Source organism: Gephyromycinifex aptenodytis (assembly GCF_012277275.1).
In the GTDB taxonomy this organism is placed as follows: Bacteria; Actinomycetota; Actinomycetes; order Actinomycetales; family Dermatophilaceae; genus Gephyromycinifex; species Gephyromycinifex aptenodytis.
On the sequence record NZ_CP051155.1, the window covers coordinates 2,565,111 to 2,579,058 of the forward strand.

Sequence of the window (13,948 nt, forward strand, 5' to 3'; positions counted from 1 at the left end):
GGGGCCGGTCAGCCCTTCTGTTGCCGCTTCTGGATCGCGGCCCACTCGTCGCGCAGCCCCACCGTGCGGTGGAAGAGCATCGGAGTGTGGGTGTCGTGGGCGAAGTAACCCAGGCGCTCGAACTGCACGACCTGCCCGGGCGCGGCCTCAGCCAGTGCCGGTTCGACCATCGCGGAGAGGACTTCGCGGGAGTTCGGGTTGAGGTCGTCCATCGCGTCGCCGGTGGCTTCACCGGGGGCGGGTGCGGTGAAGAGCCGGTCGTACAGGTGCACGGTAGCGGGCACGGCGTGCGGCGCCGAGACCCAGTGCATCGTCGACTTGACCTTGCGCCCGTCGGGGGCGCTGCCGCCACGTGATTCCGGGTCCATCGTCACGTTCACTTGCGTGATGGTGCCGGCCTCGTCCTTGACCACGTCGGTGCACGTCACGAGGTAGGCCCCGCGCAGGCGCACCTCGCGCCCGGGGGAGAGACGGAAGAACTTCGGCGGGGGGACTTCGGCGAAGTCGTCTTGTTCGATGAACAACTTGCCCGTGAACGGCACGCTGCGGGTGCCGTCCTGGGGGTTCTCCGGGTTGTTGACGACATCGAAGTGCTCCACGACGGGGGAGCCATCGGGGTTGGTGGGCCAGTTCGTGATGACGAGTTTGAGCGGGCGCAGCACTGCCATCCGCCGCTGAGAGGTGGTGTTGAGTTCCCGACGCACGAACGATTCGAGCAGTTCGATGTCGTGTCGGCTGTTGGTGCGGGTCAAGCCCACGTAGGAGCAGAACTCGCGGATGGCGCCGGCCGGATAGCCGCGTCGACGCAGGCCGGAGATGGTCGGCATCCGGGGGTCGTCCCAGCCTTCGAGGATGCCGTCGCGCACCAGAGCGAGCAGCCGCCGCTTGGAGGTGACGGTGTGGGTGAGTTCGAGGCGGGCGAACTCGCGCTGCACCGGCTTCTCGAAAGGCAGCGGGAGTTGCTCGAGGTACCAGTCGTACAGCGGCCGGTGGCTGTCGAACTCCAGCGTGCACAGCGAGTGGGTGACGCCTTCGATGGCGTCGCTCTGCCCGTGCGCCCAGTCGTAGGTGGGGTAGATGCACCAGGAGTCGCCGGTGCGGTGGTGGTGGGCGCGGCGGATCCGGTACATGACGGGGTCGCGCAGCTGCATGTTCTCGTGCTGCATGTCGACCTTGGCTCGCAGCACGCGGGAACCGTCGGGATATTCACCGGCGCGCATCTTGCGGAACTCGGTCAGGTTCTCCTGGGCCGGGCGATCCCGGTGGGGGGACTCCACGCCGGGGTTGCCGTAGCCGCCGCGCTGGGCCGAGATCGTTTCCCCGTCCTGTTCGTCGACGTAGGCCAGGCCCTTCTCGATGAGCAACTCGGCCCAGGAGTAGAGCTGCTCGAAGTAGTCCGAGGCGAACACGACGGTGTTGGGTGTGAACCCGAGCCATTCGATGTCGGCCTTGATGGAGTCGACGTACTCGACGTCTTCGGTGTCGGGGTTGGTGTCGTCGAAGCGCAGGTTGCACACCCCGCCGAACTCTTGCGCGATGCCGAAGTCGACGCAGATCGCCTTGGCGTGCCCGATGTGCAGGTACCCGTTCGGTTCCGGAGGGAAGCGGGTCTGAACCCGGCCGCCATAGGTCCCTGCCTCGATGTCGCGACGCACGGCGTCGCGGACGAAGTCGCTGGCGGGGGCGGGGGTATCGGGAGTGGCCATGTCCTTAAAACTACACGGCCGGGCAGCCTGCCTCTGGAGGCTGCGCGGCCTTCGAGAGCCGGTGTCTCGGGCGCTGCTCAGCAGCGTTCGTGGCGGCCGGCAGTTCGGCGACGACGTCGTCGATCACGCTCGCGTCGAGAGTGTTGATTCCTTTGGCGCTGACGGTGAGGCGCACGTAGCGGCCCAGGCTGGGTACCCCTCACCGCCTGCCCTGCACGTTGGGGTCGAACCGCCTGCTGGTGCGTGCGGCGATAGGAGTGGGCGGGGTGACAGCCGTTCAGGCCAACGTCGATGACGCACCGAAGCGGCGCCCCCAGGCGCAGGCCCAGGGCGCGGCCTCACGGCGGTATCGGTGAGTGTGGCTTGGCCAGTACGCGTCCGGAAAGGTATACCGATCGACCCATCGCCTACACAAGAGCGATTGTGTTGTGAGAGTAACCAGTTCAGGTCTACAGGGCGACGTGCCTTGGCTCTAGTCTGGGCGCACACGCTCACCATTCAGCGGTGTCACCGGCATCCCGCCAGGTGTGCAGCACCTGTAGACGGAGGGGTAAACACATATGGAGACCCTTGTTGCGTACGCCGGGCGCCTAGCTGCAACGGAGGACGTTCGGGTTCGATTCGACCGAGTTGAGGAGCACTACCGCTCGAGGTGGCATCAGACACCACAACGCCATGACCTCGTCTCCTCTTCATGCGGGATGGCAATGTGGGCAGCCGCCGACTCGCCGTCGCGGTGGCAGCCCTGGGCACAGCGCGGACGCAGCGCGGTGGCCTCCTGCTACACGCCCCTGGGCGTCGAGCGGATAACGGCCGCAGGGGCGAACGAGGCTCCTTTCGAATTGGTGGACGCATTGCGGGCAGCCCCCGGGCGGATCTTCGACATCACGCCGCCGTTTGTGTGCGCTTCACTCGATGTCGAGGGTGATTCGCTCGATCTCTTCACCGACGCTTTAGGAGTCGGGCGTCTTTTCGGGGTCCGCACCGCGTGGGGGCACGTGTGGAGCAACCGACCGGTTGCGGCGTTGTTGTTCGCAGATTTTCCAGTAGTGCCCGATGCGGTGGGTTGGGCTCAGTCAGCGGTCGCCGACGAATTCTACGGAAACCGGACTCCGTTCCAAGGGGTCCGCGTCGTTGGTCCGGCGACCCGCATCACCTGGCGCCAGGAGCGCCTACTCGTGAACGAGCTCGATACGGTGACGAGCTGGCTCACCCCCCAGGGGCAGAACGAAGACCTGATCGAACAAGCCGCAGCCGACTTGACGTCGACCACCGCCTCCATCGGGCGGTGGATGAAGGGGACCCCCGTCATCGACCTCAGTGGCGGACGAGATTCCAGGCTTGTCGCCGCAGGATTCCTCGCTGCCGGCACTGACATGGTGCTGCATTCGCACGACGCGGTTGCCGACGACCTGAAGGTGGCTCTGGAACTCGTGGCACTGCTCGATCGAGATATCGAGCACGATGTCGAACACATGAGCACGGGAGGTGTCGCAAAGCCGCAGCCGCTCGCAGCCGCTGACGCGGCGCGCGCGTGGCACCGCCACGCTGAAGGGCTCCGCCCCGCGACCTTCCTGCATTACCCCGTGCCGGAGAGTCTCGATGGAGATCGGCGAGTGGCCGTCGGCGGTGCCGGTGGCGAGGTCGCCCACTCTTATTACGGCACCTCAGCAGATGCAGTATTTGCCAACCTGGATGATGAACTGCGCGCGGGTATCGAGAACCCCGTTGACTCGCCGCGTGTGCTGCGGCAGTTCGCTGAGCGGATCGTGCGACGGCACTGCCCTGTCCCAGGCGTTCAGCGGGAGGCTCGGGAAGCACTCACCGAACATGTGTTGTGCGTGCTCAACCGCATTCAGGAAGCGGGCGTCTACGGGCCCAACGCTCTCGACCATTTCTACGTCCTGGAACGGATGCGCCGTTGGGGCACGACGGCGGAGCGGCACGGTGTCATGTCTCCACTACTCACACCCAGTTTCCAGCGAGCTGCTTTGGCGTTGCGCCCGGAGCAGCGCCGTACGAACGCATTGCACCGGCAGCTGACGGAGGCTTTGGTTCCGCGCTGGCGGGGTGTGCCGTACTTCCCGGGGGAGATGACTGCGCAATCACCCCAACGGCGCGCTCCCGCCAGGATCCTGCATCTGGCCGATTGCACCGACGCATCGTCCATCGAAGCAGTGTTGGCCAACCCCGACGAATGGCACTACCCATTCGACCCCGCGCTCATGGCAGAGATCTGGCGTGGCTCCGCCCGGCACGAAACCTCCGCGGCACAAGAACGGTTGGTTCGCAGCGCCGTGTGGCGCGCGGCCTTCGCTGATATTGCGGCTGACATCAACGGCACGCCGCGGCCGCACCGTGAAGGCTGCTTACCACCTCCGCCGGAACCTGCACCCGCACCTGCACCTGCACCCGCACCTATGTCTGCTTTAAAGACGACCCGATCGGTGGTCCCGGAAACTCGGCCTGACCCCACGATCACCGCGCTGCTGTTGCAAACTCAGGCTGTCCGCCGCCTCGTGAACAGCCGGGCGTGGGTGAGCGTGCGAGACACCCTTCCCGGGCGCCGGCTACGACGGTTCTTTGCTGTTCGTCGTTGAGTGAGGGTGACGAGCCCGGGCTCGGGCTCTCGCCGCGCGTTGGTCAGTCGTCGCCGTGGCCGTTCATCGCGCCAGTGCTGGGGATCGAGTCACGGTCGAACGGGGTGCGCTGATAGACGTAGTAGTTCAGCCAGTTCGCGTACAGCAGGAACGCGTGCGACCGCCACGTCATCCGCGGGGTGCGGGTGGGGTCGTCGTCCGGGAAATAGTTCGCGGGCACGTTGATGTCCAGGCCCCGTGAGATGTCGCGCTGGTACTCCCCTAGCAGGGTGTCCCGCTCATACTCGGGGTGGCCGGTCACGAACAGTTGTCGCTGGTCGCTGCTGGAAACCAGGTACACCCCTGCCTGCGGGGATGAGGCGACCAGCTCCAACCCGTCTGCAGCCTCGATGGCGGCCACCTCGATCCCGGTGTGACGCGAGTGCGGCGCCGGGAACACCGCGTCGAAACCCCGCACGATCGGTGAGTTCGGCAAGTGCACGTCGTGATCGAAGATGCCGAACATCTTCTCCGGCAGCGCATGCTTACCGACACCGAAGTGCCGGTACAAGCCTGCTTGCGCGCCCCAGCAGGTGTGCAGCGTCGAAAAGACGTGCTGCGCACTCCAATCCATGATCTCGCACAGCTCGTCCCAGTAATCGACCTCCTCGAACGGCATCAGCTCAATGGGGGCGCCGGTGATGATGAGGCCGTCGAACTTCTGATCCCGCACCTGGTCGAACGTCGTGTAGAACGCGTCCAGATGTTCCGAGGCGGTGTTCTTCGACTCGTGCGAACTCATCCGCAGCAGACTCACATGCACTTGCAGCGGCGTGTTCGACAACAACCGCAACACTTGGGTCTCGGTGTTGACCTTCGTCGGCATGAGGTTGACCATCGCGATGTGCAGCGGCCGGATGTCCTGATGGTCGGCCCGCTCCTGGGACATCGTGAAGATGTTCTCCTCCCGCAAAGTGGCGCGGGCCGGAAGATCACGGGGGATGGTGACGGGCATGGGGCACTCCTAGCGATGGCGGCTACCTCTACCTGTAGGTCGAGCGCGGCATCCGATGTCTGAGGTAGTCACATCCTGAGATGCGGCCACGCGCCCCTGCCACTCCCCGGGGGCGACGAACGCCGCCCGAACCCAGAGGAATCCTCGGCTCGGACGGCGCCCGTCACGCTCATGTTGCTGCTGCCCTGAGGTTCAGCGCGGGCAGCGGGCGGAACTCAACGGCACACGCCGTCCTCCCGCGCCGCCTGCGCCACCGCAGCCGCCACGGCGGGTGCGACGCGGTGGTCGAACGCTGTCGGAACGATGAACTGCGGGTGCAGGTCCTCCCCGACCACGTCGGCGATGGCGCGCGCCGCAGCGAGCTTCATGTTCTCCGTGATGGTGGTGGCGCCGGCATCCAGCGCGCCCCGGAAGATGCCGGGGAAGGCGAGCACGTTGTTGATCTGGTTGGGGAAGTCGCTGCGACCAGTCGCGATGACGGCGGCGATGTCCTTGATGAGTTCCGGGCGGATCTCCGGGTCTGGGTTGGCCATCGCGAACACGATCGGGTCCGAAGCCATGCTGCGCACGTCCTCGACCGTGAGCAGGTTGGGGCCCGAAAGACCGATGAACACGTCGGCACCGGTGATGACGTCGGTGATAGAGCCAGCGATCTTGTCCGGGTTGGTGTTCTCGGCGAACCACTGCTTGGAGGTGTTCAGGTCCTCACGCCCGGTGTGCACGGCGCCCTGCCGGTCCACGCCGATCAGGTTGCTCACCCCGGCAGCCATCAGCATCTTGGAAACCGCGACCCCCGCAGCGCCGACCCCAGCGACGACGACCTTGAGGTCCTCGTGCTTCTTGCCGACGATGCGCAGCGCGTTCTCCAGGCCTGCCACGGTGACGATCGCCGTTCCGTGCTGGTCGTCGTGGAAGACCGGGATGTTCATCTCCTGGACGAGCCGCTCTTCGATCTCGAACGCCTCCGGGGCGGCGATGTCTTCCAGGTTGATGCCTCCGAAGGTCGGCTCCAACGCCTTGACGATCGCGATGATCTCTTCGGTGTCCTTGGTGCGCAGGCAGATCGGGAACGCGTCGACGTCGCCGAACCGCTTGAACAGTTGCGCTTTGCCCTCCATCACCGGCATGGCGGCCTCCGGGCCGATGTCGCCCAGCCCGAGCACGGCGGTCCCGTTGGAGACCACGGCGACGGTGTTCTTGCGGATCGTGTACTCGAAGGACTGCGACACATCCTGGGCGATCGTGGTGCACACCCGGGCGACGCCGGGGGAGTAGGCCATCGCGAGCTGGTTCATCGTGTTGACCTCGACCGAGGACGTCACGCGAATCTTGCCGGCCTCGTGCAACTTGTGGGTGCGGTCTTCCCACTCGATGATCTGTGCACCCTCGACCGACTCGATCGCAGCGCGCACCTGCTGCTGATGCTCGACACTCGAGCAGTAGATGATGAAGTCCTCTTCGAGGTAGGCCGTCTTCATGACGAATCCCTCGAGGGCGTTGATGTTACCGCCGGCCTCGCCGATGGCTACGGCGATGTGGCCCAGGGTGCCTGGGCGGTCAGCCAGGCGGACACGGGCGCGGACGGAATAGGCGGGGCTGGTGGACGTCGAAGACATGTTCCTGACCTTAGCCCCCCGACAGTGGGTGAGACGGAAGTTTCACGTGTCGGTCCTCACGTATCGGCTCCCTGCACCGGCCTCGACTGTGCATGCCCACTCTCCCCCGCGAGGACAACAGCATCTTTCCGGTGTTCTGCTGCTCCGAAAAGGGATGGAGAAAAGCCGGACAGCTACCCGCCCCGCCGAGCGCAGCCTGCGGCGCACACAAGGCCCGGACGTAGCGCATGCGCTGAAAAGGCCGAAGACCACACAGCGGGCGCGGCCCCCACGGCCGCGCCCTGAAACGTGTCAGTGAGCAAATTCGCCCGCCCCCAGGCGCCCCAAACGTCAGCACCATTGCCCAGTTCTGCACGTGAGCAGCGATCCCCATCGCCGCTTTCGGCGCCGCGACTCCCCGGTCGCTTAACCCTCAGGCAGCGCTCCCCGCCGCTGCCTTTCCTGCTGCGGCTCCCCAGCCGTATTCCCCCACTCGGCGATCCCCATCGCCGTTTCCTGCCTCGACCTCTCGGTCGCCTTCTTGCGCGGTCCCCGCCGCGCACCCCAGCCGTTTCGTCGTGCTCGGCGATCCCCATCGCCGTTTCCTGCCTTGACCTCTCGGTCGCCTTCTTGCGCGGTCCCCGCCGCGCACCCCAGCCGTTTCGTCTTGCTCGGCGATCCCCATCGCCGTTTCCTGCCTCGACCTCTCGGTCGCCTTCTTGCGCGGTCCCCGCCGCGCACCCCAGCCGTTTCGTCTTGCTCGGCGATCCCCATCGCCGTTTCCTGCCTCGACCTCTCGGTCGCCCTCTTGCGCGGCCCCCGCCACGCACCTGTTGCGCTCCCCAATGCGTCCTGCCCGACTCCCCACGAGTCGCTGGTGGCGATTCCCCAATCGCCCGACACCCCCGAGTGTCTTCCCCTTCGCCGCGTTCCCCTTGCGACGTCACTGACCATATCGACCGTCCAAGACACTGTTCAAGTCATTCGACCTGGTCAAGCGTTCTGAACGGGCCTTCTTGTATGCAACGTTTTGAGTCCCGGGAATCAGCAACGCTATTCGGCAGTGCCCTGCAGTGGATTTTTCTGGCCCTCATTGCCATGGTCAGGCGGTAGGGCTCGGCTATCGGGCCGGCAGTGGCGGCGCAGCCCCGTCCGCTGGCCTCCTTTGGGCCCCCGAACTCCTTGTTCGGGCGCCAGCGCCGATTCAACTGTCGGTACCGCCGATCACGCGCTGCCCTCTTGGCAGTCCAGCGTGCTGCGCCTGGGTCTGTGGCGCAGGCCCAAGCCGGGATCGACGGGCCCCGGCATTAGGGCGCGGGCCCGCCAGATCGACGGCATCCAGACTGCGGGTCGCCCTACCCCGGCGCGGCTGTGGTGAGAAGGTAGGGGTATGCCAGCTCCGGAGATCAACTTCTGTCGGCGTTGCGGTGCCAGCATGGTGCCGGGTATCCCACCGATGGAGGACCGGGAGCGGGCCATGTGCCCGTCGTGCGACTACATCGACTACGTGAACCCGGTCAATGTGGTGGGCACCGTCCCGGTCTGGGACGACGGGACCGGGCAGCTGAAGATCCTGCTGTGCCGAAGGGCGATCGAACCGCGCCTGGGGTTCTGGACCCTGCCGGCTGGCTTCCTCGAAGTCGGCGAGACCTGCGAGGACGGCGCCTGGCGCGAGACTTGGGAGGAGTCCGGGGCTCAGGTCGAGATGCAGGGGCTGTATGCCGTCCTGGACGTGGTGCAGGCCGCGCAGGTGCATCTCTTCTACCGCGCCCGCATCGTCGAGGCTAACGGGCTGCAGCCTGGGCCGGAGACGTTGGAGAACCGGTTCGTCACGGTCGAGGAGATCCCGTGGGACGAGATCGCCTTCTCCTCCGTGCGGTGGGTTCTGCAGGCGTGGGTGCGTGACGCTAAGCGCGGCTCTTTCGGCGTACACGCCGAAACCATCACCTGGGAGTTGCTGAGCGGCCCTCATCCCGACGCTGCCGAGAGCTGATGGCAGGAGCCGGTCCCCACGAGAACTGCTCGGGGGCGATTGTCAGCCTGTCCCCAGGGTCAGGCCGGACCGAGCTAGCTCGTAGGCGACTGCGAGCGCCGGTGGTCGCAGTACAGCACGAACCAGACGCCGAGCGCGGTCAGCAACGTCACGACTGCGCCCACGGCCGAGGTCAGAGCGACCCCGCTCTCGAAAGCGCGACGGGTGGCCTCGACCAGGCTCGATTCCAGCACCGGCGACAACTCCGGGGCCTTACTCATGGCGCTGCCGATGGTGTTCTTGGCGGCGGCCTCGGTCTCGGCCGGCAGGCCCGCGGGTAGCACCAGGAAGGCCCGGTAGCGCCAGGTGAGCAAGCTGCCCAGAACGGCCACGCCCAAGGCGGCACCCAATTCGTAGGCGGTCTCGGAGATGCCTGAGGCGGCACCGGCGCGCTCGGGTGGCACGGAGGCCAGGATGGCGTCGTTTGTCAACGTCTCGGCCAGTCCGGCACCGGCGCCGACGAGGGCGAACACCAGGACGATGACGATCCCGGGGGAGCCGACATGCAGGGTGGTGCCGAGTAGGTAGCCGCCGCTGGCCAGCAGGATGCCCAGTGGCACGAGGTGGCGCACCGGCACGACCTTTGCCAGGGATACCGCCAGCAGGCCCATGGCGATAGAGGCGATCGCGCCGGGGATGAGCGACATGCTCGCCTCCAGCGGAGCCTTGCCTTCAACGAACTGCAAGTGTTGGGACATGTAGAAGATCAGCCCGGCGAAGGCGAAGACGCTCATGAAGTTCGCGGCGACCGACGCGGCGAAGACGGGACGGGTGAACAGGCGCAGGTCCAGCAGCGGGTCTGGGCGGTGGATCTGGCGGTGCACGAAGGCGGCGCCGACCAGCGCACCAAAACCGAGCGAAGCGATCGCGACCGGGTCCAAGCCTTGCGCCGCAACGTGTTTGATCCCGAAGACGAGCGGCAACATCGCGAAGATGGACATCAGGACGCCGACGGGGTCCAGGCGGCCTGCATTCGGGTTACGCGATTCGGGCAGCAGGAAAGGTGCGGCCACGAGCAGGATGAACACTGGCGGCACTGAGACCAGGAAGATCGAACCCCACCAGAAGTGCTCCAGGAGCCAGCCGCCGACAATCGGCCCCAGCGCTGACCCGCCTGCGAAACCGGAGGCCCATACCGCGATGGCCAGGCGCCGTTCGTCATCGTTGACGAAGACGTTGCGCAGCAGCGACAGGGTGGAGGGCATGAGCATTGCACCGAAGACCCCGAGCAGTGCGCGGGCCGCGATGAGGTGCAGCGCGTCGGGGGCGAACGCCGCATAGAGGCTGACGAGCCCGAAGCCTGCCGTTCCGATGAGGAGTAGGCGCCGCCGCCCAACCTTGTCGCCCAGCATCCCCATCGTCATGAGCAGCCCGGCGAGCATCAGCGGGTAGATGTCGACGATCCACAACAGGCCGGCCCCGCTGGGGTTCAGCGCGGCAGACAACTGCGGGACCGCGAACGACAGTGCGGTGTTGTCAAGACTGACCACGAGCACCGGGAGGATGAGAACGAACAACGCCAGCCACTCGCGCAGGCCTGCGCGAGGCGGCGCGGTTGGGGCGGGGCTGGGGGTGAGGGTGTTCAGCGGCATAAGGGTGCTCCCGAAAGCGACGATGGGGTCGAGCCGGGCTGCATTGCCGGGTCATGGAGGGGTGACGGTGTAAACCGTCCAGACGGTACAGTACGCGCTGTGGGTGCACTTTCCCAACAAGGACGCACGCATCATCGCCGTGCCAGGTGGCACCCAACCGCGCCGTGCAGAGCCGATCGAAGGTATGTGAGAGCCACACGATGAGCAGCACCCGGGATCGAATCATCGACGCGCTGCAAGAAGTCCTGGCCCAAGACGGCCCAGAGGGGGCCACGCTGGAAGCGGTCGCGGCTGCGGCCGGGATCTCCAAGGGTGGTCTGCTTTACCACTTCAAGAGCAAAGAAGCGCTCTTCAACGGTCTGTTGGAGCGGCTGCGCGAGCTGGGGGCCCTTGATGTCCAGCGATGCCGCGCCTCGCACGATGGGCCGGTCGCGGCCTACCTTCGTTCCTCGAGTGTGGTGGGCGATGAATACACCAGTACGGTCCTGGCGGCTCTTCGGCTGACCGGCACCAGGGCCCTGGATGTGGAAAGCGCAGTGTCGGCCTCGCTGGACTCCTGGGGGCCGATGCTGCTGGAAGCTGTCGGCGACCCGGTGCTGGCCCGACTGGTGCAACTTGTCGGGGACGGGCTGTATCTTCACGCCCTCTTCGGGGAAGAAGCCACGGCGCTGGATCGCCAGGTCATCAGTCGTCTGGTCGAGCAAGCCGCCACCGCGGCAGGGTAAATCCTCTACGCTCGCAGCGAGCACCGTGAAATAAGGAGACTCTGCGATGACGCACGAGAGCCGGTTCGACCCCTGGACCTCCCATCAGGTCATCACGATCAGCGACGAGAGCGTCGGGTTGCGTGCCGTCATCGCGCTGGACGATCTTCGCCTGGGGCCCGGTTTCGGCGGCGTGCGCATGCGCCCCTACTCCGATGCGTATGCCGCTATCGATGAGGCACAGCGCTTGGCGCGCGCGATGACGTTTAAGCACGCCCTGGCGGAGTTGCCGTACGGGGGCGCGAAGTCGGTGATTGTCGATGACGGTCGGGCCCGTGACGCCGATGCTCGCCGCGCATTGTTCGAGCGGTTCGGGGACGCGGTCGCGGCCACCGGGGGCCGGTACATTCCCGGGGTCGACATGTTCACCACGTTGGCCGACATGGCGGTCATTCGCTCGCGCGGCGCGACCGTGTACTGCGCCGACGCTGACCCTTCGCCGTGGACAGCGCGCGGTGTGTTCGCGGCGATGAAAGCAGGCGCCGCTGGTGTGCTCCAGGCGTCGTCGTTGGACGGGCTCGTCGTCGCAGTGCAGGGCGTCGGCAGCGTCGGTGCGGACCTGGCGCGGCTGGCTGCCGCAGACGGCGCCCGGCTCGTCGTCGCCGACATCGACCCACAGCGGGCTGCCACCGTCGCCGAGGAGGTCGGCGGGTCGGTCGCGTCCGTGGAGCAGGTCGCCACGACGGCATGCGACATTTTCGCGCCCTGCGCGGTGGCACGCGTCATTACGCCGAGCGTCATACCGGCACTGAGCTGCCGGCTCATCGTCGGGGCAGCCAACGACACTCTGGACTCGCCCGAATGCGACGAGCTGCTTCGGGAGCGTGGCATCACATTTGTGCCTGACTACGTGGCCAACGCGGGTGGCGTCATCCACGAGCATGCCCGGGCGCTGGCGTGGGCGCAGGCCGACCTCGAACGCGCAGTCGAGGCCATCGGCCGTCGCGTCACCGGCCTCATCGAGGAGGCCGGACCCGGTGGCAGCCTCGTCGGTGCAGCGCTGGAGCGCGGTCGCCGCCGGTTGCGCGCCGCCCACGACTAGGCGACCGCGCCCCTCAGACCATGGGAGCGAAGAAGAATGTGTCGCGGGTGGCGAACAGGCCGTCCGTGTCGAAGGTGTAGAAGTCCGCGAACCGTAGCGAGACGCGCGAGCCGTCTTTCAGCGTCCCCCTGAAGTGGCCGTGCACCGCTACCGAGTCCGCGCCGACGACGGTGTGTTCGACGTCGTGCGCGCCTTCCTCAATGACCCGCGCGCCCTCGTAGAACGCCCGAAGTGCATCGCGGCCAACCAGCGGCTCATAGCCGGGGCGGCGGTAGATCGTCGTCGGTGAGAACAACGCGACGAGTCCGTCGACGTCGCCTGCGTCGACGAGTCGGTAGTACAGGTGGACGCTGCTCGGGTCGGCACTCATCCCGACATTCTTGCGGCATTTCGCCACTGGGTCCGTCTGTACGGCGACGGCGGCGTGTCTGGTCTGACAATGATGCGACAGCCTATGTCGCCTACCCTGCTCACATGCCGATGAACTACCGCACGTGCCCGGGTCAGCTCTCATGAGTGGCGGCTTGGTTGCCCTGCTTGATGACATCGCCACGATGGCGCGTCTGGCCGCAGCCTCCGTGGACGACGTCGCTGCCGCTGCCGGACGTGCCAGCGTCAAGGCTGCTGGGGTGGTTGTCGACGACGCCGCGGTGACCCCGCGCTATGTCACCGGCTTCAGTGCCAAACGCGAATTGCCGATGATCAAACGTATCGCCATCGGCTCGCTACGTAACAAAATCATCTTCATCCTCCCGGCCGCTCTGCTCCTCAGTCAATTCGCGCCGTGGCTGCTCACTCCGCTGCTTATGCTCGGCGGAACTTACCTCAGTTTCGAAGGTGTAGAGAAAATCTGGGAAAAGGTCTCGGGGCACGAGGATGAGGAAGCGGAAACCCCGGCCACCTTGCAAGGGCCGGAGCGCGAGGATCAGATGGTCAAGAGTGCGATCCGCACCGACTTCATCCTTTCTGCCGAGATCATGGTCATCTCTCTCAATGAGGTCGCTGCCGAAGGCCTGGTTTCTCGTGCCGTCATTCTCGTCGTAGTCGCTATTGCTATGACGCTGGGCGTCTACGGGGTGGTGGCGATCATCGTCAAGATGGACGACATCGGGTTGAACCTGGCCGGGCGTCAGTCATCGTTCCTGCGCAAGATCGGCCGTGGGCTCGTGGCGGGGATGCCGGGGCTGCTCAGCTCGCTCGGCGCGATCGGCACCGTGGCCATGCTGTGGGTCGGCGGACACATCCTGCTGGTCGGGACCAACACCCTGGGCTGGCACCCGCCGTACGGTTTTGTGCACCACCTGGAGGAAGTTGTGGCACACGCCACCGGACCCTTCGGCGGCTTCCTCGGTTGGATGACCAACACCATCGCCTCGGCCATCATCGGCCTAGTCGTGGGCTCGGTGGTGGTGGCGATCATGCACCTGGTCCCACGTAAGAAGGGGCAGCACGTCCAGGCTCACTAGGGGCGTTTGCGGGTAAAAACCCTGGTCGCCCAGGGTATCTGGGGATCTTCGGCAGGTGGATGGCGTGGGCGCGCCCAGGTCTGGGTGAGAAAATGCCAGTCCGCTGAAGCACACAAAGCACTAGCTTTGTCGCTAGGGTGCGGGCGCACGCCATCCA

At 66.1% G+C, this 13,948-nt stretch carries 11 protein-coding genes; 5 read left to right on the forward strand and 6 right to left on the reverse strand.

Going from position 1 to position 13,948, the window contains the following annotated elements; translation table 11 throughout:
* Positions 1–8: 8 nt before the first annotated feature.
* Positions 9–1,706: a glutamine--tRNA ligase/YqeY domain fusion protein gene (locus G9V96_RS11045; RefSeq protein ID WP_168583071.1), complete on the reverse strand. Its 1,698-nt coding sequence runs from the start codon at positions 1,704–1,706 to the stop codon at positions 9–11.
* A gap of 10 nt (positions 1,707–1,716) precedes the next feature.
* Positions 1,717–1,881 carry a hypothetical protein gene (locus G9V96_RS15410; RefSeq protein ID WP_210424393.1) on the reverse strand — a complete coding sequence of 55 codons (165 nt, stop codon included), beginning with the start codon at positions 1,879–1,881 and terminating at the stop codon, positions 1,717–1,719.
* Positions 1,882–2,407: 526 nt separating this feature from the next.
* On the opposite strand from G9V96_RS15410, the gene G9V96_RS11055 reads away from it, so the two are divergent.
* Entirely contained in the window at positions 2,408–4,306 is a 1,899-nt protein-coding gene (locus G9V96_RS11055; protein WP_168583072.1) for a hypothetical protein, read from the forward strand.
* A gap of 43 nt (positions 4,307–4,349) precedes the next feature.
* Here the strand turns inward: G9V96_RS11055 and metA are convergent, their stop codons facing one another.
* Together metA and G9V96_RS11065 are read right to left on the reverse strand one after the other, a co-directional pair.
* Positions 4,350–5,300, reverse strand: a complete 951-nt coding sequence (gene metA, locus G9V96_RS11060) for a homoserine O-acetyltransferase MetA (RefSeq protein WP_168583073.1) — start codon at positions 5,298–5,300, stop codon at positions 4,350–4,352.
* Between the two features lie 215 nt (positions 5,301–5,515).
* Positions 5,516–6,916, reverse strand: a complete 1,401-nt coding sequence (locus tag G9V96_RS11065) for an NAD-dependent malic enzyme (RefSeq protein WP_168583074.1) — start codon at positions 6,914–6,916, stop codon at positions 5,516–5,518.
* 1,369 nt (positions 6,917–8,285) lie between these two features.
* Here G9V96_RS11065 and G9V96_RS11070 point away from each other — a divergent pair.
* Positions 8,286–8,888 (forward strand): NUDIX hydrolase, encoded by a 603-nt coding sequence (locus G9V96_RS11070; RefSeq protein WP_168583075.1) that lies wholly within the window; start codon positions 8,286–8,288, stop codon positions 8,886–8,888.
* A gap of 74 nt (positions 8,889–8,962) precedes the next feature.
* Here the strand turns inward: G9V96_RS11070 and G9V96_RS11075 are convergent, their stop codons facing one another.
* Entirely contained in the window at positions 8,963–10,519 is a 1,557-nt protein-coding gene (locus tag G9V96_RS11075) for an MFS transporter (protein WP_168583076.1), read from the reverse strand.
* Between the two features lie 200 nt (positions 10,520–10,719).
* On the opposite strand from G9V96_RS11075, the gene G9V96_RS11080 reads away from it, so the two are divergent.
* Complete coding sequence (locus G9V96_RS11080) at positions 10,720–11,244, forward strand: TetR/AcrR family transcriptional regulator (protein ID WP_168583077.1); 525 nt, start codon at positions 10,720–10,722, stop codon at positions 11,242–11,244.
* 46 nt (positions 11,245–11,290) lie between these two features.
* The gene (locus G9V96_RS11085) at positions 11,291–12,325 is read left to right on the forward strand and encodes a Glu/Leu/Phe/Val dehydrogenase (RefSeq protein ID WP_168583078.1); all 1,035 of its coding nucleotides are present in this window, start codon (positions 11,291–11,293) and stop codon (positions 12,323–12,325) included.
* 13 nt (positions 12,326–12,338) lie between these two features.
* Here G9V96_RS11085 and G9V96_RS11090 read toward each other — a convergent pair whose 3' ends face one another.
* Entirely contained in the window at positions 12,339–12,695 is a 357-nt protein-coding gene (locus G9V96_RS11090; protein ID WP_168583079.1) for a nuclear transport factor 2 family protein, read from the reverse strand.
* A gap of 142 nt (positions 12,696–12,837) precedes the next feature.
* On the opposite strand from G9V96_RS11090, the gene G9V96_RS11095 reads away from it, so the two are divergent.
* Entirely contained in the window at positions 12,838–13,791 is a 954-nt protein-coding gene (locus G9V96_RS11095; RefSeq protein WP_168583080.1) for a DUF808 domain-containing protein, read from the forward strand.
* Positions 13,792–13,948: the final 157 nt, after the last annotated feature.